Source organism: Bacillus sp. KICET-1 (genome assembly GCF_027721405.1).
GTDB classification, from domain to species: Bacteria; Bacillota; Bacilli; order Bacillales; family Bacillaceae; genus Bacillus; species Bacillus velezensis.
The window spans coordinates 2,375,024-2,397,047 of the sequence record NZ_CP113515.1; the positions used below are offsets into that span (position 1 = coordinate 2,375,024).

Below are 22,024 nucleotides of genomic sequence, written 5' to 3' on the forward strand. Positions count from 1 at the left end.
AAAATGAAATCAGCTTATATTCATATTCCGTTTTGTGAGCATATCTGCCACTATTGCGATTTCAATAAATATTTTATTCAGAGCCAGCCTGTCGATGAGTACTTAAACTCACTCGAAAAGGAAATGATAAACACAATAGAACGGACGGGACGCCCCGATCTCCGCACGATTTTTATCGGGGGAGGCACGCCGACATCGCTCTCACCCGACCAGCTGGAAAAATTGATGGATTCCATTCACCGCGTGCTGAAACCTTCTGACGGACTCATAGAATTTGCCGCGGAAGCGAATCCGGATGATTTGTCCCCGGAAAAATTAAAAATCATGAAAAATGCCGGTGTCAACCGGCTGAGCTTCGGTGTTCAAACCTTTGAAGATGAGCTTTTACAAAAAATCGGCAGAGTGCATAAACAAAAGGACGTATTCACTTCCTTTGAACGTGCGAGGGCTCTCGGCTTCGACAACATCAGTCTCGATTTAATGTTCGGCCTGCCGGGTCAGACGCTGGCCGATCTTGACAATTCCGTCAAAACGGCTTTGTCTCTTGATGCGGAGCATTATTCCGTTTACTCGCTGATCGTAGAGCCGAAAACGGTGTTTTATAATTTAATGCAAAAAGGCCGCCTGCATCTCCCGGCGCAAGAACAAGAGGCCGAGATGTATGAAACGGTCATGAGGCAGATGAGTGAAGCAGGCATCCGCCAATATGAAATCAGCAACTTTGCAAAGCCCGGATACGAGTCGCAGCATAATCTGACGTATTGGAGCAATGAAGCGTATTTCGGTTTTGGCGCAGGCGCTCACGGGTATATCAGCGGCACGCGCACCGTCAACGCCGGGCCTGTGAAACATTACATTCAGCTCATCGAAGAAAAGGGGCTGCCTTATCGTGACACGCACGAGGTGACACGTGAGGAGCAGATTGAAGAAGAAATGTTCCTCGGTCTCAGAAAAATGTCCGGCGTACAAAAGCAAGCTTTCCTCGATAAATTCGGACGCTCGGTTGACGAACTGTTTCCCGATGTTCTCAAAGATTTAACCGAAAAAGGCCTGATCTGTGACACGGAAGAATCGGTTGCATTAACGCATGAGGGCAAATTATTAGGAAATGAGGTTTTTGGCGCTTTTTTGGGTGAGTTATAATTGACATTTTTCTTTTGGTTTGTTACTTTTGATATAGAATTAGCACTCGCTGACCTTGAGTGCTAACAGGGGTGATGATGATGTTAACAAATCGTCAGCTGTTGATCCTGCAAGTGATTATTAATGATTTTATACAATCAGCGCAGCCTGTAGGATCAAGAACTCTTTCAAAAAAAGACGAGATTACATTCAGCTCTGCAACGATCAGAAACGAGATGGCTGACTTGGAGGAATTGGGCTTTATTGAAAAAACCCATTCATCCTCAGGACGGATTCCGTCGGAAAAAGGGTACAGGTATTATGTCGATCATTTGCTGTCACCCGTCAAGCTGACAAAAACCGATCTGGATTTAATTCACTCGATATTTAAAGAAAAAATCTTCGAGCTGGAAAAAACAGTCCAAAAATCAGCGCAAATCCTGTCCGACCTGACAAACTACACATCGATTGTCCTCGGGCCGACGCTGAGCGAGAACTATCTTAAACAGATTCAAATCGTTCCGATCCAGCCGGATAAGGCGGTCGCCATCCTCGTCACGAACACGGGGCATGTCGAAAACCGCACCATCAATTTCCCGGCTAAAGTGGATTTGGCCGATATTGAAAAACTGGTCAATATATTAAACGATCGATTAGCGGGCGTGCCGATGGACGAACTGAATGAGCGCATTTTTAAAGAGGTTGTCACATATTTAAGGCAGCATATCGCCAACTATGACAGCATACTTGAATCGCTCCGCTCCACATTCCATCCGGCGGCCCACGTTGAGAAATTGTTTTTCGGCGGAAAGATCAACATGCTGAATCAGCCGGAGTTCCATGATATTGAAAGGGTCCGCTCGCTTTTATCTTTAATTGAAAAAGAGCAGGATGTTCTGAAGCTGTTTCAGTCATCAAAAGCGGGGATTTCAATCAAAATCGGCAAAGAAAACGACTACGAAGAAATGGAAAACTGCAGCTTAATCACGGCCACTTATACAGTTGATACGAAACAGATCGGATCAATCGCGATTATCGGGCCGACGCGCATGGATTATTCAAGAGTCGTCAGCCTGCTGCAGCATGTGACTTCGGACTTGTCAAAAGCATTCACAAGTTTGTATGATGAATAAGGGAATTTTGGCAATCATTTTCAGTCATCTTTTTACAGCATTTGAGGGAGGTGAACACAATGTCAGAAGAAAAACAAACCGCAGAACAGGTTGAAGCAGCAGAACAAGAAGAAGTGACAGAACAGGCAGAACAAGCGGCTTCACAAGAGCAGCATGAAGAAACGGCAGGTCAGGAAGAAGCCCTTCAGCACCAAATTGATGAATTGCAGGGTTTGCTTGATGAAAAAGAAAACAAGCTTTTGCGTGTTCAAGCAGACTTTGAAAACTATAAACGACGCAGCCGCCTTGAGATGGAAGCTGCTCAGAAATACCGTTCTCAAAACGTCGTAACGGAAATCCTTCCGGCTCTCGACAACTTTGAACGGGCGTTACAGGTAGAAGCTGAAAGCGAGCAGACAAAAAGCTTGCTGCAAGGTATGGAAATGGTCCGCCGCCAGCTGATGGACGCACTTGAAAAAGAAGGCGTTGAAGCCATCGAAGCTGTCGGTCAGGAATTTGATCCGAACCTTCACCAAGCCGTCATGCAGGTGGAAGATGAAAACTTCGGCAGCAATATTGTTATCGAAGAACTGCAAAAAGGCTACAAACTGAAGGATCGCGTCATCCGTCCTTCAATGGTAAAAGTGAATCAATAACTACATAGCAGGAGGTAATTCAAAGTGAGTAAAGTAATCGGAATTGACTTGGGTACGACAAACTCATGTGTGGCAGTGCTTGAAGGCGGAGAGCCTACAGTCATCGCCAACGCTGAAGGAAACCGTACGACTCCGTCAGTCGTTGCATTTAAAAACGGCGAGCGCCAAGTAGGGGAAGTGGCGAAACGCCAATCAATCACAAATCCTAACACAATCATGTCTGTTAAACGCCATATGGGTACTGACTATAAAGTGGAAATCGAAGGAAAAGACTACACGCCTCAAGAAGTGTCAGCTATTATCCTTCAGCATCTGAAAGCATATGCTGAAAGCTACCTCGGCGAAACAGTTTCAAAAGCCGTTATCACGGTTCCTGCATACTTCAACGATGCAGAGCGCCAAGCGACAAAAGATGCCGGTAAAATCGCCGGTCTTGAAGTAGAGCGTATTATCAACGAGCCGACTGCAGCAGCGCTTGCATACGGACTTGATAAAACGGACGAAGACCAAACAATTCTTGTTTACGACCTTGGCGGCGGTACGTTTGACGTATCTGTTCTTGAACTTGGCGACGGCGTGTTTGAAGTCCGTTCAACTGCCGGTGACAACCGTCTTGGCGGGGACGACTTTGACCAAGTCATCATCGATCATCTCGTAGCAGAATTCAAAAAAGAAAACGGCATTGATCTTTCAAAAGACAAAATGGCGCTTCAGCGTTTGAAAGATGCGGCTGAGAAAGCGAAAAAAGATCTTTCCGGCGTATCATCCACACAAATTTCTTTACCGTTTATCACGGCGGGAGAAGCAGGTCCGCTTCACCTTGAGCTGACCCTGACCCGCGCTAAATTCGAAGAGCTTTCCGCTCACCTTGTTGAGCGCACAATGGCTCCTGTCCGTCAGGCTCTTCAAGATGCGGATCTTTCTGCAAGCGAAATCGACAAAGTTATCCTTGTCGGCGGATCAACACGTATTCCTGCCGTACAGGAAGCAATCAAAAAAGAAACGGGTAAAGAAGCGCATAAAGGCGTAAACCCTGATGAAGTTGTAGCGCTGGGTGCAGCGATTCAAGGCGGCGTCATCACGGGAGACGTAAAAGACGTTGTTCTTCTTGACGTTACACCGCTTTCTCTCGGTATTGAAACAATGGGCGGCGTGTTCACGAAACTGATCGACCGCAACACGACAATTCCGACGAGCAAGTCTCAAGTATTCTCAACCGCTGCCGACAACCAAACGGCTGTTGACATTCACGTGCTTCAAGGTGAGCGCCCGATGTCTGCCGACAACAAAACGCTCGGCCGCTTCCAGCTTACTGATATCCCGCCGGCACCGCGCGGCGTACCGCAAATCGAAGTTTCTTTCGATATTGACAAAAACGGTATCGTAAACGTAAGAGCGAAAGACTTAGGCACAGGAAAAGAACAAAACATTACTATCAAATCTTCTTCAGGTCTTTCTGATGATGAGATCGAACGCATGGTAAAAGAAGCGGAAGAAAACGCTGACGCTGATGCGAAGAGAAAAGAAGAAATCGAAGTCCGCAACGAAGCTGACCAGCTTGTGTTCCAAACGGAAAAAACATTAAAAGATCTGGAAGGCAAAGTGGACGAAGAGCAAGTGAAAAAAGCAAACGACGCGAAAGACGCGCTGAAAGCCGCTATCGAGAAAAACGAAATTGAAGACATCAAAGCGAAAAAAGATGAGCTTCAAACAATCGTTCAAGAGCTTTCTATGAAGCTTTATGAAGAAGCTGCAAAAGCGCAGCAGGCTGAAGGCGGAGCAAACGCTGAAGGCAAAAAAGCGGACGACAACGTTGTCGATGCGGAATACGAAGAAGTAAAAGACGACGAAACGAAAAAATAAGTTCTTTCCCGCGTGGCTATAGGCGGAAGAACACACAGCATATTCTGATTCAACAGACAGAAAGTCAAAGTCAGGCATCTCTTGGCTTTGACTTTTTTTCTTGCCCGGGATAAAAGGAATTGAAAAAACATAATTCAAAATGATACAATCTAATTTATGTGAGAAATTCGGGAGAGTGAAGCGAGATGAGTAAGCGTGATTACTATGAAGTGCTTGGGGTAAGTAAGAGCGCTTCAAAGGATGAAATCAAAAAAGCCTATCGGAAGCTTTCAAAAAAATATCATCCTGATATCAATAAAGAATCCGGAGCAGATGAAAAATTCAAAGAGGTAAAAGAAGCGTACGAAGCGCTCTCAGACGACCAAAAACGCGCTCAATATGACCAATTCGGCCATACAGACCCTAACCAGGGATTCGGCGGCGGTTTCGGAGGCGGCGGAGACTTCGGCGGCTTCGGTTTCGATGACATCTTCTCAAGCATCTTCGGAGGCGGCACGAGACGCCGTGACCCGAATGCGCCGCGGCAAGGCGCGGATCTGCAGTATACAATGACCCTGTCATTTGAAGACGCGGCTTTCGGAAAAGAAACGATCATTGAAATTCCGCGCGAAGAGAATTGCGAAACATGTAAAGGGTCTGGCGCGAAGCCGGGAACAAAGCCGGATACGTGCTCGCACTGCGGAGGTTCAGGCCAGCTGAACGTCGAACAGAACACACCGTTTGGCAAAGTGGTTAACCGAAGAGTCTGCCACCACTGTGAAGGAACAGGAAAAATCATCAAAAACAAGTGTTCTGACTGCGGCGGCACGGGCAAAGTGAAAAAACGGAAAAAAATCAATGTCACGATTCCTGCCGGTGTGGACGACGGACAGCAGCTGCGCGTTCCGGGCCAAGGTGAACCGGGCGTAAACGGAGGGCCGGCGGGAGATCTGTTTGTCGTATTCCATGTGCGCGCCCACGAGTTCTTTGAGCGCGACGGAGACGATATTTATTGCGAAATGCCGTTAACGTTTGCCCAAGCGGCACTCGGAGACGAAGTGGAAGTGCCGACGCTTCACGGAAAAGTGAAATTGAAAATACCTGCCGGCACACAAACCGGCACGAAATTCAGATTAAGAGGCAAAGGCGTTCAGAACGTCCGGGGCTACGGACAAGGCGACCAGCACATTGTCGTCCGCGTCGTCACACCGACGAATCTGACAGATAAACAAAAAGACATCATCCGCGAATTCGCTGAAGTCAGCGGAAACCTGCCGGATGAACAAGAAATGAGTTTCTTTGACAAAGTAAAACGCGCATTTAAAGGCGAGTAATGATTGGATAGGAGTTGGTAGTTTTGAAATGGTCCGAAATCAGCATTCACACAACACATGAAGCGGTCGAACCCATCTCAAATATTTTGCATGAAGCTGGTGCGAGCGGGGTTGTCATCGAAGATCCGCTTGATTTAATGAAAGAGCGTGAGAATGTTTACGGGGAAATCTACCAGCTCGACCCCAATGATTACCCCGATGAGGGTGTCATTGTCAAAGCGTATCTGCCGATCAACAGTTTCCTCGGCGAAACGGTGGACGGCATTAAAGAGACGATTAACAATCTGCTTTTGTACGACATTGATTTGGGCAGAAACAAAATCACCATTTCTGAAGTTAATGAAGAAGAATGGGCGACAGCTTGGAAAAAGTATTATCATCCTGTGAAAATTTCTGAAAAGTTCACGATCGTTCCCACATGGGAAACGTATACACCTGTTCATACAGATGAACTGATTATCGAAATGGACCCGGGTATGGCATTCGGTACGGGAACGCATCCGACAACGGTTTTATGCATTCAGGCGCTTGAGCGTATCGTTCAAAAAGGCGACCGTATCATTGATGTCGGCACCGGTTCAGGAATTTTAAGCATCGCGGCCGCCATGCTTGAGGCCGAATCGGTTCATGCGTATGACCTTGATCCGGTCGCTGTTGAAAGCGCGCGTCTGAATCTGAAATTGAACAAAGTGAGTGATACGGCCGAAGTGAAGCAGAACAATTTGTTAGACGGCATCACGGGCGAACATGATGTCATTGTCGCAAATATTTTGGCGGAAGTGATTCTCCGCTTTACATCACAGGCGTACGACCTGCTCAAAGACGGAGGCCATTTTATTACTTCAGGCATTATCGGCCAGAAAAAACAGGAAGTAAAAGAAGCGTTGGAAAAAGCCGGCTTTACCATCATAGAAATTCTGTCTATGGAAGATTGGGTCAGCATCATCGCGAAAAAATAACAGTTAGTAGGTGTCACAGCGTATGCAACGATATTTTATCGAGCTCACGAAGCAGGAGATGGACGAAACTCCTGATTTTCAAATCACGGGGGAAGACGTCCACCATATAGCGAACGTCATGAGAATGAGTGCGGGAGACCGGATTATCTGCTGTTCGAAAGACGGCCATGAAGCGTTATGCCTGCTTAAAGAGGTTTCTAAAGATCATATATCATGCAGCATTGCTGAGTGGACGGGTGAAAACCGTGAACTGCCTTTGAAGATCAGGATCGCAAGCGGCCTCCCGAAAGGCGATAAGCTTGAATGGATTATCCAAAAAGGGACCGAGCTGGGGGCTAGTATGTTCATCCCCTTTCAAGGCGCCAGATCCGTCGTTAAGCTAGACGACAAAAAGGCAAAGAAAAAGCGGGAGAGATGGGCGAAAATCGCGAAGGAAGCGGCGGAGCAATCGTACCGCAATGAAATTCCCGAAGTGAAAACCGTTCATACGTTCCGGCAGCTGCTTGAAATGGCGGAGAATGTCGATAAATGTGTCGTTGCATACGAGGAGTCATCAAAGCAGGGAGAAACGGGCGCTTTCGCCGCGGAGCTTAAAAGCCTTCCGCAAGGTTCGTCTCTTTTAATCGTATTCGGCCCTGAAGGCGGTCTGACTGAGTCTGAAGTTCATCAGCTTTCAGAAAAAGGCGCCGTCTTATGCGGCCTTGGACCGAGAATTTTACGGACTGAAACTGCGCCTCTTTACGCGTTAAGCGCAGTTTCCTATCATACAGAGTTATTAAGAGGTGATCAGTAATGGCAACTGTTGCTTTTCATACCCTTGGCTGCAAGGTCAATCATTATGAAACAGAAGCAATCTGGCAGCTGTTTAAAGATGCGGGTTATGAACGAAAAGAATTCGAACAGACAGCAGATGTATATGTCATTAATACATGTACGGTAACAAACACGGGAGATAAAAAAAGCCGTCAAGTCATCAGACGGGCGATCCGCCAAAATCCTGACGGCGTCATCTGCGTAACAGGGTGCTATGCGCAAACCTCTCCGGCAGAAATTATGGCCATCCCGGGTGTTGACATCGTCGTCGGCACGCAGGATCGTGAAAAAATGCTCGGTTACATTGAGCAGTACAGGGAAGAGCGCCAGCCGATCAACGGCGTCGGCAATATTATGAAAGCACGCGTGTTTGAAGAGCTGGATGTTCCCGCTTTTACTGACCGCACAAGAGCGTCGTTAAAAATCCAAGAGGGCTGCAACAACTTCTGTACGTTCTGCATTATCCCTTGGGCGCGCGGCCTGCTTCGTTCCCGCGATCCGGAAGAAGTCATTAAACAGGCGCAGCAGCTGGTGGATGCCGGCTATAAAGAAATCGTCCTGACGGGGATTCATACGGGCGGCTACGGCGAAGATATGAAAGATTATAATTTCGCCAAGCTTCTCCGCGAGCTTGATACACGTGTAGAAGGACTGAAGCGGATCAGAATTTCATCTATTGAAGCAAGCCAAATCACTGATGAAGTGATTGAAGTGCTGGATGCGTCTGATAAAATCGTCCGCCACCTTCATATCCCGATTCAGTCAGGATCAAACACCGTTCTGAAACGGATGAGACGCAAATATACGATGGAATTTTTCGCGGACCGTTTAAATAAGCTGAAAGAAGCGCTGCCGGGTCTTGCCGTCACATCTGATGTCATCGTCGGTTTCCCGGGTGAAACGGAAGAAGAATTTATGGAAACATACCGGTTCATTAAAGAACATAAGTTTTCAGAGCTTCACGTATTCCCTTACAGCAAACGCACCGGAACACCTGCGGCCAGAATGGAAGACCAGGTTGACGAGAACGTGAAAAACGAACGGGTGCATAAGCTGATCGCGCTGTCTGACCAGCTTGCCAAAGAATACGCCTCCGATTATGAAGGAGAGGTTCTGGAAATCATTCCGGAAGAGGCGTTTAAAGAGTCTGATGAGGACGGCATGTTCGTCGGCTATACGGACAATTACATGAAAGTCGTCTTCAAAGGCACGGAAGATGTAATCGGCAAACTTGTCAAAGTCAAAATTCAAAAAGCGGGCTATCCGTATAATGAAGGACAATTCGTCCGCGTCGTTGAGGATGAAATGACCCGGAACATGCGCATGTCTTCATAACAGATAAAAAAACCGGTGCCTTCCCGCATCGGTTTTTTTACGGTTTCGGAGGAATCATCCTGTCAATCAGCCGGTAAAACAAATGTGTGAACGGCAGAAACAATAAGGCGGTGACTACGTTAAATAACAGGCTGAAATGCGCAATCATCTGCGCGGGATCATCAGACAGGCGCTCCGTAATACCTGCTGATGCAGACAGGAAGGGAAAGACGAGCAGGACGCCGAGAATATTAAACACTACGTGAGCACCGGCGGTCTGTCTGGCGGCATAACCGCCTGAAACAGCAGCCATGACGGCCGTGACGCATGTCCCGATATTAGATCCCAGAACGACGCTGACCGCTTGTTCAATGCCGATCACCCCTTCGTTCATAAAACTCATCAAAATGCCGATGCAGACGGAGCTTGAATGAATGATTGCCGTCAATATCATGCCGATAAAAAGAGCAGACCAGCTCGAATCATTCACATGGCGCAAAACCTCCGCCCCCGCCTTCGTTTCTGTCAGCGGAACGGCAAGCCGGCTGAAGCATGTGATGCAAAAAAAGATGATGCCGAGACCGAGGAAGCTTATACCGATCTGCCTGAACGGATATTTACGGATGAGGATAAACACAAGGCCTCCGATAAAAAGCACCCAAATGAGCACATCCATCTTTATGGCTAAAAACTCCGTCGTAAATGTGGAGCCGACATTCGTGCCGAGAATCATCGGAATGGTCCGTTTAAAAGATAAAGCGCCTGCGCTGACAAAGCCGATGACAATGACCATGAAGGCTGAGCTGCTCTGAAGAAAACCGGTGAATACGATGCTTATGAGAAAAGCTTTCAAAGGGTGGTCGGTAAATAAGAGCAGGCTTTTCTCAATTTTTGAATACGTTAATGCGATCAGGCCCTGCCTGAGCAGGCTCATTCCGAGTAAAAAAAACAGGATAAGTGCGGTAAAGAGAATCAGTATTATCAAACGAAACACCCCTTTCCATCATTATATAGACAAGCAGCCTTATTCATGACGGAAAAGTGAGCTCGCTTAGTTGACCTGACTGATGGCTTATATTATAATGTCAAAGTACATGTTTATATATGTATCTTTTTAAAGGTAGTCGATTGGTGTATTCGGAGGGAGGGAAAGAGAATGTCAAAAACGGTCGTTAGAAAAAACGAATCGCTTGAAGATGCTCTTCGTCGCTTCAAACGCAGTGTATCAAAGACAGGTACTTTGCAAGAAGCAAGAAAGCGCGAATTTTATGAAAAACCTAGCGTAAAGCGCAAGAAAAAGTCAGAAGCTGCTAGAAAACGCAAATTCTAAAAGAGGGTGGATTTATGAGTCTTCTTGAGCGACTTAACCAAGATATGAAGCTGTATATGAAAAGCCGTGAGAAAGACAAACTGACTGTCGTTCGAATGGTGAAAGCTTCACTTCAAAACGAAGCAATTAAGCTTAAGAAAGACAGTTTGACCGAGGATGAGGAACTTACTGTCCTATCTCGTGAACTTAAGCAACGTAAAGACTCCCTCCATGAATTTTCAAACGCTAATCGTTTAGATTTAGTAGATAAAGTTCAAAAAGAGCTGGACATTTTAGAAGTTTATTTACCGAAGCAGCTTTCTGAAGAAGAGCTGCAGACAATCGTAAATGAAACCATCACTGAAGTCGGTGCGAGCTCCAAAGCGGACATGGGCAAAGTGATGAGTGCTATTATGCCTAAAGTAAAAGGTAAAGCTGACGGCAGCGTAATTAACAGACTTGTCAGCAGTCAATTATCTTAATTGACGAGAAAAAAGACATCTTTCCTAGAGAGATGTCTTTTTTTATACATAAAAAAATGAAACTAAAGTACATTTGTTACGTATATAAAGAAGAACGAAACGGGAAGGAGGGTATATTTGCCTTGTTCCGAAAAAAAACCGGAATTGCTGTTGCTCTATTGGGCTTATTTGTATTATCTTTATTAGGGGTTCAATTGAACGCGAAAGCTGATCATCCATCGGTTTATGTCATCCCGGTTGAGAAAAATGTCGAACAGGGGCTCGCCTCTTTTTTATCGCGTTCTTTCAAAGAAGCGAAGGAGTCCGGCGCGTCACACATTATTCTTGACATCAATACACCGGGAGGCGCCGTTCAATCAGCCTTGGATATTGCGGATATCATCGGCCGCGCGGATGTGCCTGTTACCGCTTACGTTAATAAACGGGCGCTTTCTGCCGGAGCGTATATAGCGCTTCAGGCAGATGAAATCTATATGGCGCCGGGCGGAAAAATGGGTGCCGCAGCCATCATCGACGGAAAAGGAAACGCGGCGGACAAAAAGGCTCAATCACTGTGGCATGCAGAAATGGAGGACGCAGCGGTTAAAAACAACCGAAATCCGAAATATGCGCTGGCCATGGCTGACCCCGCCATCAACGCAAAGGAAGCGGGCGCCCCAAAGGGAAAACTGCTGACACTGACAGCTGAAAAAGCCAAGGAAGTCGGATATTCGGAGGGCACGGTTTCAGACCTTGATGCTTTATATACAAAGCTCGGTTTTGACAAAGCGGATGTTCACCATGCAAAAGAAGGTTTCGTCGGCAAACTGGGCAGATGGCTGACAAATCCGTTTGTTGTCCCCGTCTTATTAACGCTTGCTTTGCTTGGTTTGACCATTGAATTGTTCTCGCCGGGCCTCGGGATACCGGGTGCTGTCGGACTGACGGCCATGCTGCTGTTTTTTACCGGGCATATCGCTGCCGGATTCGCCGGCTATGACAGCGTATTCTTATTTTGCGCGGGCTTGGTTTTTATCCTTTTAGAGATATTTCTGCCCGGAGGCATAATCGGTCTTATCGGTATTGCAGGCGTCATAGCGAGCCTCTTTCTCGCTGCGGGCAGCTTTACTGTAATGGCGGTTTCTCTCTTGATCGCCTTTGCTGTATCTATTACAGCCTTTATCATATTAACAAGGGTGTTGGGGAAACGAATGAAATTCTTTAAAAAATTAATATTAACTGATTCAACAAGCACGGAGAGCGGTTATGTTTCAAATCAGAACCGGACGGAGCTGTTGGGAAAAGTCGGCGTTACCGCTACAGCCCTCAGACCGTCAGGCACCGTCATTATTGATGATGAACGTCTGGATGTCGTCTCGGAAGGATCATTCACTGAAAAAGACAGACAGGTGAAAGTAGTGAAAGCGGAAGGCTCACGCATTGTCGTGAGAGAAATATAGATGATAACCTTGAGGAGGAATTAGATGGAACTGTCAAGTTTGGCGATTTTAGCATTAGTTGCTGCTGCCATTATTGTGTTAGCCATATTCTTCACCTTTGTACCGGTGATGCTATGGATTTCGGCGCTTGCGGCAGGAGTCAGAATCAGCATTTTCACTTTGGTCGGGATGAGGCTGCGGCGCGTCATACCAAGCCGCGTTGTCAATCCGTTAATTAAAGCGCATAAAGCCGGCCTATCCGCAACAACAAATCAGCTCGAAAGCCATTATCTGGCCGGAGGTAATGTCGACAGGGTGGTCAATGCCCTGATTGCGGCACAGCGTGCCAATATTGAACTGACATTTGAACGCTGCGCAGCCATTGACCTGGCTGGGCGTGACGTATTGGAAGCCGTACAGATGAGCGTCAATCCGAAGGTCATTGAAACACCGTTTATCGCGGGTGTCGCCATGGACGGAATTGAAGTAAAAGCAAAAGCCAGAATCACGGTAAGAGCCAATATTGAGCGCCTTGTCGGAGGAGCGGGAGAAGAGACGGTTGTCGCCCGTGTCGGAGAAGGGATTGTCTCGACAATCGGTTCTTCACACAATCATAAAAAAGTGCTTGAAAATCCTGATATGATTTCGCAGACCGTACTTGGCAAAGGGCTGGATTCAGGCACCGCATTTGAAATTCTTTCGATTGACATCGCCGACGTTGATATCGGCAAAAACATCGGAGCGATTCTTCAGACGGATCAGGCAGAAGCAGACAAAAACATTGCGCAGGCCAAAGCCGAAGAGCGCCGCGCCATGGCGGTCGCCCAAGAGCAGGAAATGCGCGCTCGCGTAGAAGAAATGCGTGCAAAAGTCGTGGAAGCAGAAGCCGAAGTGCCGCTTGCGATGGCAGAAGCGTTGCGTGAAGGAAACATCGGCGTCATGGACTATATGAACATAAAAAATATCGACGCGGATACGGACATGAGGGATTCTATCGGCAAGCTGACGAATGACCAGCAAGATGAAGACCAACAATAACCTCTCTATTAAGGAGGGAGCCGCTATATGCACGAGATTCTGACAAATCCGCTCGTCATTGCCGCCGTCATCGGCATTATATCGGCAATATTCGGCAAGAAAAACAAAGATGAAAAACGTCCGCCGGGTACACGTCCCGGAAATCAGGCAAAAAAGCAGGATCAAAAACAGCCGCAGAAAGAGCATAAGCCGGAAGCGGAAGAATTGCCTGCCGTTTCAAAAGAGAACCCTTTTGAGCAAAAAAGAAGGGAAGCTGAAAAGCGCCTAGCGGAGACGGAGCAGATGTTTAACGGGCTTGAACATAAGCTGACATCCGCACGCGCACGAAACGCGTCTCTGAAGAAATCAGCCCTCAAAATAAATAAAGAAACTGCGGTCCAAGGCATTATATTCAGTGAGGTTTTGGGTCCGCCCCGTGCAAAAAAACCGCACCGGACCATGCGGAACATCGGTAAAAAATAAAGTGTTAGAACCCCTTTTCAAATCATACATATGAGATGAAAGGGGGTTCTTTTTTTATGGGGCAAAGAAAGAATCGTGTAAAGGCATGGCTGACAAGAGCATTGGAAATTCCCCCGGACGTTATGATGGATCTGCCTCGTATTACGATGGTCGGCAGACTTCATATCTACATAGAGAATCACAGAGGCCTCCTGCTGTTCAGCGAAGAAGAAGTCAGGCTGATGCTCAAGCAGGGGCAATGTATCATATCAGGAAAAAACTTGGTCATTAAGGCAATCCTTCCTGAGGAAATTCTTTTGGAAGGCACGATAGATCACGTACGATATGTCGATTCATAAAGCCGGGGGGAAATAATGTGAAAAACAAATGGCTGTCATTTTTTTCGGGTAAAGTCCAAGTAGAAGTCAAAGGAAAAGGGATTGAACGGCTGCTGAATGAATGCACGAGAAACGGAATCGCCATCTTTGCGGTGAAAAAAAAGCAAGACTGTGTCCTGCTGATGATTCAGCTTCAGGATGTACATGCTTTCAGAAGAGTCATCAGAAAACATGAATGCAAAGCAAGCTTTACAAAAAGAAAGGGTCTTCCCTTTCTGCTTCTCAAATCAAAATTAAACCTGGGCTTCACTGCGGGATTTGTGATATTTTTTGTTATATTGTTTCTTTTGTCCAACATGATTTGGGAAATTGATATTAAAGGGGCCAAGCCCGAAACCGAGCATCAGATGGTAAAGCACCTTGAAGAAATCGGTGTGAAAAAAGGCCGTTTGCAATTTTTAATGATGACGCCGGAGAAAATTCAAAAATCATTAACAAACGGTATCGATAATATTACGTGGGTCGGTGTGGAATTGAACGGGACAGCCCTTCATATGAAAGTGGTCGAAAAAAACGAACCGACAAAAGAAAAGTACGTGAGCCCCCGCCATATCGTTGCCAAAAAGAAGGCGGTCATCAAAAGGATGTTCGTGCAAAAGGGGCAGCCGATGGCTTTTGTGAACGATCATGTTGACAAAGGACAGCTCCTCGTCTCAGGACTGATCGGAAATGAAGACCGGAAAGTCGCCTCAAAAGCGGAAATTTACGGAGAAACATGGTACAAGTCAGAAGTAACCGTGCCTCTTGAAACATCATTTACGCTATATACGGGTAAAGTAAGGACGAAGCACAAGCTGTCTTTCGGATCATGGGGCGTGCCTTTTTGGGGCTTTGAATTTAATGAGAAGCCGCTGAAACATCCGAAAACAGAGGAAGAAAAGCATCCGTTTCAATTTCTGGGGATGAAGCTTCCGGTTTCTTACGTTCAAGAACAGACAAGAGAAAGTGAAACATCCGTGCGGACTTATACGAAAGGCGAAGCGGTTCAGGCCGGTATCAAAATGGGAAGACAAGATGTAGAAAAGCGATTAAACGGCAGCGGAGAGGTGGAAAGTGAAAAAGTTTTGCACCAATCCGTTGAGAATGGTAAAGTAAAGTTGATTATTCTCTACCAAGTTATAGAAGATATCGTTCAAACCACACCTATTGTTCAGGGAGACTAAAGAATGGCAGAACATTTACTTGCGATGAATCACAAACTGAAAAGCCCGGACGAAGCACTTTCTTTGTTCGGCAGCCAAGATGCTTTTTTACATTTAATGGAGAAGGATCTGGGCATTAGCCTCATCACACGCGGTGAAACCATTTACGTTTCCGGGAATGATGAAACATTTGAGATCGCTGACAGATTATTGGGCTCGCTCCTTACTTTAATTCGCAAGGGGATCGAGATTTCGGAACGTGATGTGCTGTATGCCGTGAAAATGGCAAAAAAAGATGAACTGGACTATTTTGAAAGCATGTATGAAGAGGAAATAACGAAAACGGCAAAAGGCAAACCGATCCGTGTCAAAACCATCGGCCAAAGAGAATATGTGGCGGCGATGAAGAAAAACGACATGGTGTTCGGCATCGGGCCGGCGGGAACCGGCAAAACTTATTTGGCGGTCGTAAAAGCGGTGCATGCTTTAAAAAACGGCCACATTAAAAAAATCATTTTAACAAGACCCGCTGTGGAAGCCGGCGAGAGCCTCGGCTTTCTGCCCGGAGATTTAAAGGAAAAAGTAGATCCTTATCTGCGCCCGCTGTATGACGCGCTCCATGATGTGCTCGGAAGCGACCATACGGAGCGTCTTATGGAAAGAGGGGTTATCGAAATCGCCCCGCTTGCCTATATGAGAGGGCGGACGCTTGACGACGCGTATGTGATTCTTGATGAAGCCCAGAATACCACTCCCGCTCAAATGAAAATGTTTTTGACGAGATTGGGTTTTGGCTCTAAAATGATCATTACGGGCGACGTAAGCCAAATTGACCTGCCGAAAGGCGTCACATCGGGACTTGCAGTAGCGAAGGACATGCTGAAGGACGTAAACGGCATCTCCGTGATTGAACTTGACCAGACAGATGTGGTCAGGCATCCGCTTGTTGCAAAAATTATTGAAGCTTATGATAAGCAAAAGTAATGCAAAAATGACCCGATCTCCCGTTATCGGGTCATTTTTATATGATGTGTTCCTGATGTTTCAGGGAGGAGGTTCTTGTTTTGAAAAAGAAGGGAAAGGGCAAAAGCGCCCGGGAACGGTTCCGCAGTTTCAGACATGCCCGCTCAGCCCATGTGCTGCTGTACCTGCTGCTTTCAGCGATCATGTTTGGTTTGCTCTTTATTCATGTAAAACCTGAATCACTTAATTTGGATTTGTTTGCAGTCAGTGATAAGACGATTTACGCGCCCGCCACAGTGGAAGATCAGCAGGCGACGGAATCGAAAAAGCAGGCGGCCGAAGATGCGGTGGAAGATCAATACACTCTGAAAAAAGGCTATACCGACAACCGGCTTGACCTGATTACTTCCATTTTTGACAGCATCGGCGAAGTGAAAAAAGATTCGGAAAAAGACAAAAAGTCACCTTCGGAAAAATCACTGGTAAAATCGGTGAAAAACAAGCTGACACAGGATGTCAATGAATCCGTCTCGGAAGATGCCATTAAATCGCTTCTCCATGCAAACAATGAAGATTTCTCATTTGTGAGGGATTCCGTCATTACCGCGGTGAATACGGTGATGAGCAGTGAAATTCCTTCTGAAAAGCTTGCCGAAGCGAAGGATAAGGTCGCAAAAGAGCTGAAAAGCGCTTCTGTGCCGTCAAAATATTTAGCGGCTGCGACTGAAATCGGAAAATACGCAGTCATCCCGAATTATGTATTTGATCCGAAAGCGACGGATGAAAAACGCCAGGAAGCGTCAGACAGCGTCCAGCCGGTACAGATCAAACAAGGACAGGTTCTCGTGGAAGAGAATGATCTGATCGACCGGGAAGTATACAGGAAGCTCGAACTGACGGGGCTTTTGAATAATTCCAACCTGTTAAAACCGATCAGCGGTCTCCTTCTGATGATCGGGCTGTTTATTGCCACGCTTGTCTACTATTTTGAGAAACAGCAGCAGGAGCTTAAGCTGAAAAATAAATCTCTTTTGCTGTTTTCTATCATTACAACGCTTATTCTCGTCATTATGGAAGTCGTCAGTCTCTTTCAGAAGATTGAATACACCAATATCGGCTATCTTGTGCCGATCGTCGCCGGCGCGATTTTAATCAGGCTGCTGCTCAATGAAAGGCTCGCCATTTTAGGAAGCATCATTCTGGCGATCTGCGGCAGTATGATGTTTAATCAGGGTGTGACGGGAACATTTAATTACGTCATCGGCATTTACTATTTAATCAGCAGCATTTCAGGCATTCTGTTTCTGGGAAAACATAATGCGAGATCAAAAATATTGCAGGCGGGACTGTTCGTCTCATTTATTAATATGATTATCGTGCTGTCGCTTTTATTAATACAAAATACGGCGCTGTCACCGGTTGAAATCGGAACGCTGATGCTGATGGGGGTCGTCTCGGGACTTGCTTCATCCGTTCTGATTATCGGTCTGATGCCGTTTTTTGAGACGGGATTCGGCATTCTTTCAACGATGAGGCTGATTGAACTGTCTAATCCGAATCATCCCCTGCTTCGAAAGATTTTAACGGAAACACCCGGTACATATCATCACAGCGTCATGGTGGCAAATCTGTCGGAAGCGGCTTGTGAAGCCGTAGGGGCAAACGGTCTTTTAGCACGGGTCGGAGCGTATTATCACGATCTCGGCAAAACGAAACGTCCGCAATATTTTATTGAAAATCAGATGAATATGGATAATCCGCATGACAAGCTGTCTCCGCAGCTCAGCAAAAATATCATTATCGCACATACGACAGACGGTGCGAATATGCTCAGAAGCTATAAGTTTCCGAAAGAGCTTGTGGATATCGCGGAGCAGCATCACGGAACGTCCCTTTTGAAATTCTTTTATTATAAAGCGAAAGAAAAGGGCGACCAGATTACAGAGAAAGAGTTCCGCTACCCGGGGCCGAAGCCGCAATCGAAAGAAGCGGCTATTATCTCAGTGGCCGACAGCGTTGAAGCCGCCGTCCGTTCCATGCATAATCCCAATCCCGAGCGGATCGAAAAACTGGTGCGGGGAATTATATCCGATAAGCTTCAGGACGGACAATTCTCAGAATGTGATCTCACGTTCCGAGAACTGGATACGATCGCAAAAACACTATGTGCGACGTTAAAAGGAATTTTCCACTCCCGGATTGAATATCCGGAGGCTACGAAGAAGGTGAAATAAATGGGTTTACTCATAGATATTGTTGATGAAACGAACAGCGTCTCAGCTGATGCGCTCCAAGAAGTGGAGAAGCTGCTCCAATTCGCGGCGGAAAAAGAAGGCGTTCAGGATCAGGCTGAAGTATCGGTCACGATTGTGACAAATGAAGAAATCAGAGAAATCAACAGAGACTACCGGGGAAAAGACACTCCGACTGACGTCATTTCGTTTGCGCTTGAAGAAGAAGGCGAGGACGAGGTTGAAATCGTAGGCGCCGACATGCCGCCTGTTTTAGGAGATATTATCATCAGCGCAGACAGAACGAAAGAGCAGGCGGAAGAGTACGGCCATTCGTTTATGAGAGAGCTCGGTTTTCTGGCCGTCCACGGCTTTTTGCATTTGCTTGGCTATGATCACATGACAAAAGAAGAAGAGGAAGAAATGTTTTCAAAGCAAAAGGATTTGCTGGATGAGTATGGACTCACGAGATCATAAAAACGAGTGGAGCAGGTTCCTGAAGAGCTTTGTCCATGCATGGAGGGGAATCTGGAAAACGGCGCGGTCAGAGCGGAATTTTCAATTTCATATTACCGCGGCCTGCGCCGTTATCGTTTGCGGTTTTCTCACCGGGCTGAGCACAGCCGAATGGGCCGTTGTTTTGGTGCTGATCGGAGGGATGCTTGCTTTGGAGCTTTTAAATACGGCGATAGAGCATGTTGTGGATTTAGTTACCGATCAGTATCACCCGCTCGCAAAAGCGGCAAAGGACGCGGCCGCCGGAGCCGTTTGCGTCTTTGCCGTGATATCGTGTATCATTGGTTTACTCATCTTCTTGCCGAAGATATGTTAGCAGAAGATTCTTACAATTATTTTACATTGCCAAAAATGGGCGTGAAAAACCAATCATAATTATGTAAAATAAAAGTGACAGCGGTATCATACAGGATAAAGGTAAGAGAGGAATTAAGTACACATGAACAGACAAGAATTGATTGCAGAAGCATTAAAAGCGCGGGACACAGCGTATGTGCCGTATTCAAATTTCAGAGTGGGAGCCGCTCTTCTTACCAAAGACGGAAAAGTGTACAGAGGCTGCAACATTGAAAATGCGGCATACAGCATGTGCAACTGTGCTGAACGCACGGCGATATTCAAAGCTGTTTCCGAGGGGGATACGGAATTTACGATGCTCGCCGTGGCTGCGGATACTCCGGGACCGGTTTCGCCGTGCGGAGCCTGCAGACAAGTAATTTCCGAGCTGTGCTCAAAGGATATGCTTGTTATTCTGACCAACTTACAAGGACAAATAAAAGAAATGACTGCGGAAGAATTATTGCCGGGCGCATTTTCATCGGAGGATTTACATGACGAACGAAAGCTTTAAATCAGGATTTGTATCTATCATCGGAAGGCCGAATGTAGGAAAGTCTACCTTTTTAAACAGGGTCATCGGTCAAAAGATCGCCATCATGAGCGACAAACCCCAGACGACAAGAAATAAAGTCCAAGGGGTGCTGACAACCGGCACGTCGCAGACCATTTTTATTGATACACCGGGCATTCACAAGCCGAAGCACAAGCTTGGCGACTTTATGATGAAAGTGGCGCAGAATACGCTGAAAGAAGTTGACTTGGTGTTATTTATGATTAACGCCGAAGAAGGGTACGGAAAAGGCGACGAGTTTATCATTGAAAAGCTCGGACAGACGTCCACGCCGGTCTTTCTGATCGTAAACAAAATTGATAAGATCCACCCTGACCAGCTGCTTCTTTTAATTGATGAGTACCGTACGCGCTATCCGTTTAAGGAAATCGTGCCGATCTCAGCTTTGGAAGGGAACAATGTCGAAACCCTTCTCGCGCAGATTGAAGCGTATTTACCGGAAGGGCCTCAGTTCTATCCGAGCGATCAGGTGACTGACCATCCCGAGCGGTTCATTATTTCTGAACTGATCAGGGAAAAGGTGCTCCATCTGACAAGGGAAGAAGTGCCGCACAGCATCGCTGTCGCTATCGAGTCCATTAAAGGGCAGGAAAACGGCTCTGTCCATGTCGCCGCCACCATTGTGGTCGAGCGGGATTCTCAAAAAGGCATCGTCATCGGCAAAAAAGGAGCGCTTCTGAAAGAAGTCGGCAAAAGAGCGCGGGCTGATATTGAAGCTCTTTTGGGCTCACGCGTTTACCTGGAATTATGGGTGAAGGTGCAGAAGGACTGGCGGAATAAAATGTCTCAGCTGCGTGATTTCGGCTTCAAAGAGGATGAATATTAATTCATCTAAGGCGCATGCCTGAGGTGTGAGATTACCTCACAGAAGCAGGGATTCGTTAGCAAAATTTGTTTAACATGAAAAGGAGGACATCAGGTCAAGATAAGGGTAAGAATTTGGATTGCAAAGCTAGTTTAATGATGAAAGGTGGGTTTTTTGTGTTGAATTTTACCTGGAACGTATTTTCTCAAACAGGAAGTGTTGATACGTACCTTCTTTTTAAAGAACTGGAAAAAGAGAACCTGGAAAGACCCGAAGAACCGGAAGATGAGCTAGCCCGAATTGATTTTCCAATTTTGTAAACCTCTTGGCCCCTCCCGTTGTTGGAAGGTGCGGAAATGCTGACTAAATGTGAAGGAATCGTGCTCCGTACGAATGACTACGGGGAGACGAATAAAATCGTGACATTGCTGACGAGGGAACACGGCAAAATCGGCGTCATGGCAAGGGGCGCCAGGAAGTCAGCCAGCCGGCTGTCAGCAGTCAGCCAGCCGTTTTTGTACGGGTCATTTTTAATGCAAAGAACATCTGGACTCGGCACGCTCCAGCAGGGTGAAATGATTCTCAGCATGAGAACGATCAGAGAAGATTTATTTTTGACGGCGTATGCCGCTTTTATCGCTGAACTCACTGACAAAGGAACGGAAGAGAAGAAACCGAACCCCTATTTATTCGAATTGATTCTCGAATCCTTTAAGAGGCTGAATGACGGGACTGACCCGGACGTGATCACCTTCATCGTGCAGATGAAAATGCTCGGCGTCATGGGGCTGTATCCGGAGCTGAATCATTGTGTCCACTGCAAAAGCCGGGAAGGGACGTTTCATTTTTCGATAAGAGATAACGGGTTTATCTGCCACCGCTGCTTTGAAAAGGATCCGTACAGAGTTCCGATTTCGCCGCAAACGGCAAGGCTGCTAAGGCTTTTTTATTACTTTGATATCGGAAGGCTCGGCAACGTCTCGTTAAAACAGGAAACCAAAAACGAAATTAAACGGGTCATTGATCTGTATTACGAGGAATATTCAGGGCTTTATTTAAAGTCAAAACGGTTTTTAGATCAGATGGAAAGCATGAAGAACCTTTTGGATGAAAACAAAAGTTGACATTCTGCCCATCTTTTTATATGATCATTTATTATAAAATATGTTGCAGTGACAGAAAGAAGTACTTGCGTCCAACTCATACAAGCGACCTTAGG

General features: G+C 46.4%; 23 protein-coding genes and 1 pseudogene. 23 read left to right on the plus strand and 1 reads right to left on the minus strand.

Features of this window, described 5'->3' with window-relative positions:
* Positions 1–3 precede the first annotated feature (3 nt).
* The 8 genes from hemW (at position 4) to mtaB (ending at position 9,173) form a co-directional block, all read left to right on the plus strand.
* The gene (gene hemW, locus OVA33_RS12270) at positions 4–1,143 is read left to right on the plus strand and encodes a radical SAM family heme chaperone HemW (protein WP_013352937.1); all 1,140 of its coding nucleotides are present in this window, start codon (positions 4–6) and stop codon (positions 1,141–1,143) included.
* Positions 1,144–1,223: 80 nt separating this feature from the next.
* A complete protein-coding gene (hrcA, locus tag OVA33_RS12275; RefSeq protein WP_017418176.1) occupies positions 1,224–2,255 on the plus strand; it encodes a heat-inducible transcriptional repressor HrcA in 1,032 nt (343 codons plus the stop codon).
* A 59-nt stretch (positions 2,256–2,314) separates the two neighbouring features.
* Entirely contained in the window at positions 2,315–2,890 is a 576-nt protein-coding gene (gene grpE, locus OVA33_RS12280; RefSeq protein WP_003152892.1) for a nucleotide exchange factor GrpE, read from the plus strand.
* 24 nt (positions 2,891–2,914) lie between these two features.
* Positions 2,915–4,753, plus strand: a complete 1,839-nt coding sequence (gene dnaK, locus OVA33_RS12285; RefSeq protein ID WP_007408273.1) for a molecular chaperone DnaK — start codon at positions 2,915–2,917, stop codon at positions 4,751–4,753.
* Between the two features lie 185 nt (positions 4,754–4,938).
* Positions 4,939–6,066 carry a molecular chaperone DnaJ gene (gene dnaJ / locus OVA33_RS12290; RefSeq protein WP_003152895.1) on the plus strand — a complete coding sequence of 376 codons (1,128 nt, stop codon included), beginning with the start codon at positions 4,939–4,941 and terminating at the stop codon, positions 6,064–6,066.
* 23 nt (positions 6,067–6,089) lie between these two features.
* A complete protein-coding gene (prmA, locus tag OVA33_RS12295) occupies positions 6,090–7,025 on the plus strand; it encodes a 50S ribosomal protein L11 methyltransferase (RefSeq protein ID WP_025649832.1) in 936 nt (311 codons plus the stop codon).
* A 22-nt stretch (positions 7,026–7,047) separates the two neighbouring features.
* Positions 7,048–7,818, plus strand: a complete 771-nt coding sequence (locus OVA33_RS12300) for a 16S rRNA (uracil(1498)-N(3))-methyltransferase (protein ID WP_007408275.1) — start codon at positions 7,048–7,050, stop codon at positions 7,816–7,818.
* Positions 7,818–9,173: a tRNA (N(6)-L-threonylcarbamoyladenosine(37)-C(2))-methylthiotransferase MtaB gene (mtaB, locus tag OVA33_RS12305; RefSeq protein ID WP_014305444.1), complete on the plus strand. Its 1,356-nt coding sequence runs from the start codon at positions 7,818–7,820 to the stop codon at positions 9,171–9,173. The genes OVA33_RS12300 and mtaB overlap by 1 nt, the downstream gene beginning before the upstream one ends.
* A gap of 37 nt (positions 9,174–9,210) precedes the next feature.
* Here the strand turns inward: mtaB and OVA33_RS12310 are convergent, their stop codons facing one another.
* The gene (locus tag OVA33_RS12310) at positions 9,211–10,137 is read right to left on the minus strand and encodes a Na/Pi symporter (protein WP_017418174.1); all 927 of its coding nucleotides are present in this window, start codon (positions 10,135–10,137) and stop codon (positions 9,211–9,213) included.
* Positions 10,138–10,308: 171 nt separating this feature from the next.
* Here OVA33_RS12310 and rpsU point away from each other — a divergent pair, with 171 nt between their 5' ends.
* The 15 genes and pseudogenes from rpsU to recO all read left to right on the plus strand — a co-directional run bounded on the left by rpsU (position 10,309) and on the right by recO (position 21,929).
* On the plus strand, positions 10,309–10,482 hold the full coding sequence (rpsU, locus tag OVA33_RS12315) for a 30S ribosomal protein S21 (protein WP_003152957.1): 174 nt from the start codon (positions 10,309–10,311) through the stop codon (positions 10,480–10,482).
* A 14-nt stretch (positions 10,483–10,496) separates the two neighbouring features.
* Positions 10,497–10,943, plus strand: a complete 447-nt coding sequence (locus OVA33_RS12320; protein WP_021494331.1) for a GatB/YqeY domain-containing protein — start codon at positions 10,497–10,499, stop codon at positions 10,941–10,943.
* 122 nt (positions 10,944–11,065) lie between these two features.
* Positions 11,066–12,382, plus strand: coding sequence for an NfeD family protein (locus OVA33_RS12325; RefSeq protein ID WP_022552942.1), 1,317 nt, complete (start codon positions 11,066–11,068; stop codon positions 12,380–12,382).
* A gap of 24 nt (positions 12,383–12,406) precedes the next feature.
* A complete protein-coding gene (gene floA, locus OVA33_RS12330; protein ID WP_014418409.1) occupies positions 12,407–13,399 on the plus strand; it encodes a flotillin-like protein FloA in 993 nt (330 codons plus the stop codon).
* Between the two features lie 27 nt (positions 13,400–13,426).
* Positions 13,427–13,861 carry a hypothetical protein gene (locus OVA33_RS12335; protein ID WP_014418408.1) on the plus strand — a complete coding sequence of 145 codons (435 nt, stop codon included), beginning with the start codon at positions 13,427–13,429 and terminating at the stop codon, positions 13,859–13,861.
* Positions 13,862–13,917: 56 nt separating this feature from the next.
* Positions 13,918–14,199: a sporulation protein YqfC gene (yqfC, locus tag OVA33_RS12340; RefSeq protein ID WP_003152966.1), complete on the plus strand. Its 282-nt coding sequence runs from the start codon at positions 13,918–13,920 to the stop codon at positions 14,197–14,199.
* 17 nt (positions 14,200–14,216) lie between these two features.
* Positions 14,217–15,429, plus strand: a pseudogene (gene yqfD, locus OVA33_RS12345) (sporulation protein YqfD).
* Positions 15,405–16,364 (plus strand): PhoH family protein, encoded by a 960-nt coding sequence (locus tag OVA33_RS12350; protein ID WP_063636712.1) that lies wholly within the window; start codon positions 15,405–15,407, stop codon positions 16,362–16,364. The pseudogene yqfD and the gene OVA33_RS12350 overlap by 25 nt, the downstream one beginning before the upstream one ends.
* A gap of 80 nt (positions 16,365–16,444) precedes the next feature.
* Positions 16,445–18,577, plus strand: a complete 2,133-nt coding sequence (locus tag OVA33_RS12355) for an HD family phosphohydrolase (protein WP_063636711.1) — start codon at positions 16,445–16,447, stop codon at positions 18,575–18,577.
* Complete coding sequence (gene ybeY, locus OVA33_RS12360) at positions 18,578–19,051, plus strand: rRNA maturation RNase YbeY (protein WP_003152973.1); 474 nt, start codon at positions 18,578–18,580, stop codon at positions 19,049–19,051.
* Positions 19,032–19,406 carry a diacylglycerol kinase family protein gene (locus OVA33_RS12365; RefSeq protein WP_003152974.1) on the plus strand — a complete coding sequence of 125 codons (375 nt, stop codon included), beginning with the start codon at positions 19,032–19,034 and terminating at the stop codon, positions 19,404–19,406. The genes ybeY and OVA33_RS12365 overlap by 20 nt, the downstream gene beginning before the upstream one ends.
* 123 nt (positions 19,407–19,529) lie before the next feature.
* The gene (locus OVA33_RS12370) at positions 19,530–19,940 is read left to right on the plus strand and encodes a cytidine deaminase (protein WP_017418172.1); all 411 of its coding nucleotides are present in this window, start codon (positions 19,530–19,532) and stop codon (positions 19,938–19,940) included.
* A complete protein-coding gene (gene era / locus OVA33_RS12375) occupies positions 19,921–20,826 on the plus strand; it encodes a GTPase Era (protein ID WP_007408285.1) in 906 nt (301 codons plus the stop codon). Before OVA33_RS12370 ends, era begins: the two co-directional genes overlap by 20 nt.
* 155 nt (positions 20,827–20,981) lie before the next feature.
* Positions 20,982–21,125, plus strand: coding sequence for a YqzL family protein (locus OVA33_RS12380; protein ID WP_007408286.1), 144 nt, complete (start codon positions 20,982–20,984; stop codon positions 21,123–21,125).
* A 36-nt stretch (positions 21,126–21,161) separates the two neighbouring features.
* Positions 21,162–21,929, plus strand: a complete 768-nt coding sequence (gene recO / locus OVA33_RS12385) for a DNA repair protein RecO (RefSeq protein WP_063636710.1) — start codon at positions 21,162–21,164, stop codon at positions 21,927–21,929.
* The last annotated feature ends 95 nt before the right edge of the window (positions 21,930–22,024 follow it).

Excerpts from the sequence above, each read along its gene's own strand:
- hemW (WP_013352937.1), top strand. The coding sequence starts at position 4 with ATGAAATCAGCTTATATTCATATTCCGTTTTGTGAGCATATCTGCCAC.
- hrcA (WP_017418176.1), top strand. The coding sequence starts at position 1,224 with ATGTTAACAAATCGTCAGCTGTTGATCCTGCAAGTGATTATTAATGAT.
- grpE (WP_003152892.1), top strand. The coding sequence starts at position 2,315 with ATGTCAGAAGAAAAACAAACCGCAGAACAGGTTGAAGCAGCAGAACAA.
- dnaJ (WP_003152895.1), top strand. The coding sequence starts at position 4,939 with ATGAGTAAGCGTGATTACTATGAAGTGCTTGGGGTAAGTAAGAGCGCT.
- OVA33_RS12300 (WP_007408275.1), top strand. The coding sequence starts at position 7,048 with ATGCAACGATATTTTATCGAGCTCACGAAGCAGGAGATGGACGAAACT.
- mtaB (WP_014305444.1), top strand. The coding sequence starts at position 7,818 with ATGGCAACTGTTGCTTTTCATACCCTTGGCTGCAAGGTCAATCATTAT.
- rpsU (WP_003152957.1), top strand. The coding sequence starts at position 10,309 with ATGTCAAAAACGGTCGTTAGAAAAAACGAATCGCTTGAAGATGCTCTT.
- OVA33_RS12320 (WP_021494331.1), top strand. The coding sequence starts at position 10,497 with ATGAGTCTTCTTGAGCGACTTAACCAAGATATGAAGCTGTATATGAAA.
- floA (WP_014418409.1), top strand. The coding sequence starts at position 12,407 with ATGGAACTGTCAAGTTTGGCGATTTTAGCATTAGTTGCTGCTGCCATT.
- OVA33_RS12335 (WP_014418408.1), top strand. The coding sequence starts at position 13,427 with ATGCACGAGATTCTGACAAATCCGCTCGTCATTGCCGCCGTCATCGGC.
- yqfC (WP_003152966.1), top strand. The coding sequence starts at position 13,918 with ATGGGGCAAAGAAAGAATCGTGTAAAGGCATGGCTGACAAGAGCATTG.
- OVA33_RS12350 (WP_063636712.1), top strand. The coding sequence starts at position 15,405 with ATGGCAGAACATTTACTTGCGATGAATCACAAACTGAAAAGCCCGGAC.
- ybeY (WP_003152973.1), top strand. The coding sequence starts at position 18,578 with ATGGGTTTACTCATAGATATTGTTGATGAAACGAACAGCGTCTCAGCT.
- OVA33_RS12365 (WP_003152974.1), top strand. The coding sequence starts at position 19,032 with ATGGACTCACGAGATCATAAAAACGAGTGGAGCAGGTTCCTGAAGAGC.
- OVA33_RS12370 (WP_017418172.1), top strand. The coding sequence starts at position 19,530 with ATGAACAGACAAGAATTGATTGCAGAAGCATTAAAAGCGCGGGACACA.
- era (WP_007408285.1), top strand. The coding sequence starts at position 19,921 with ATGACGAACGAAAGCTTTAAATCAGGATTTGTATCTATCATCGGAAGG.
- recO (WP_063636710.1), top strand. The coding sequence starts at position 21,162 with ATGCTGACTAAATGTGAAGGAATCGTGCTCCGTACGAATGACTACGGG.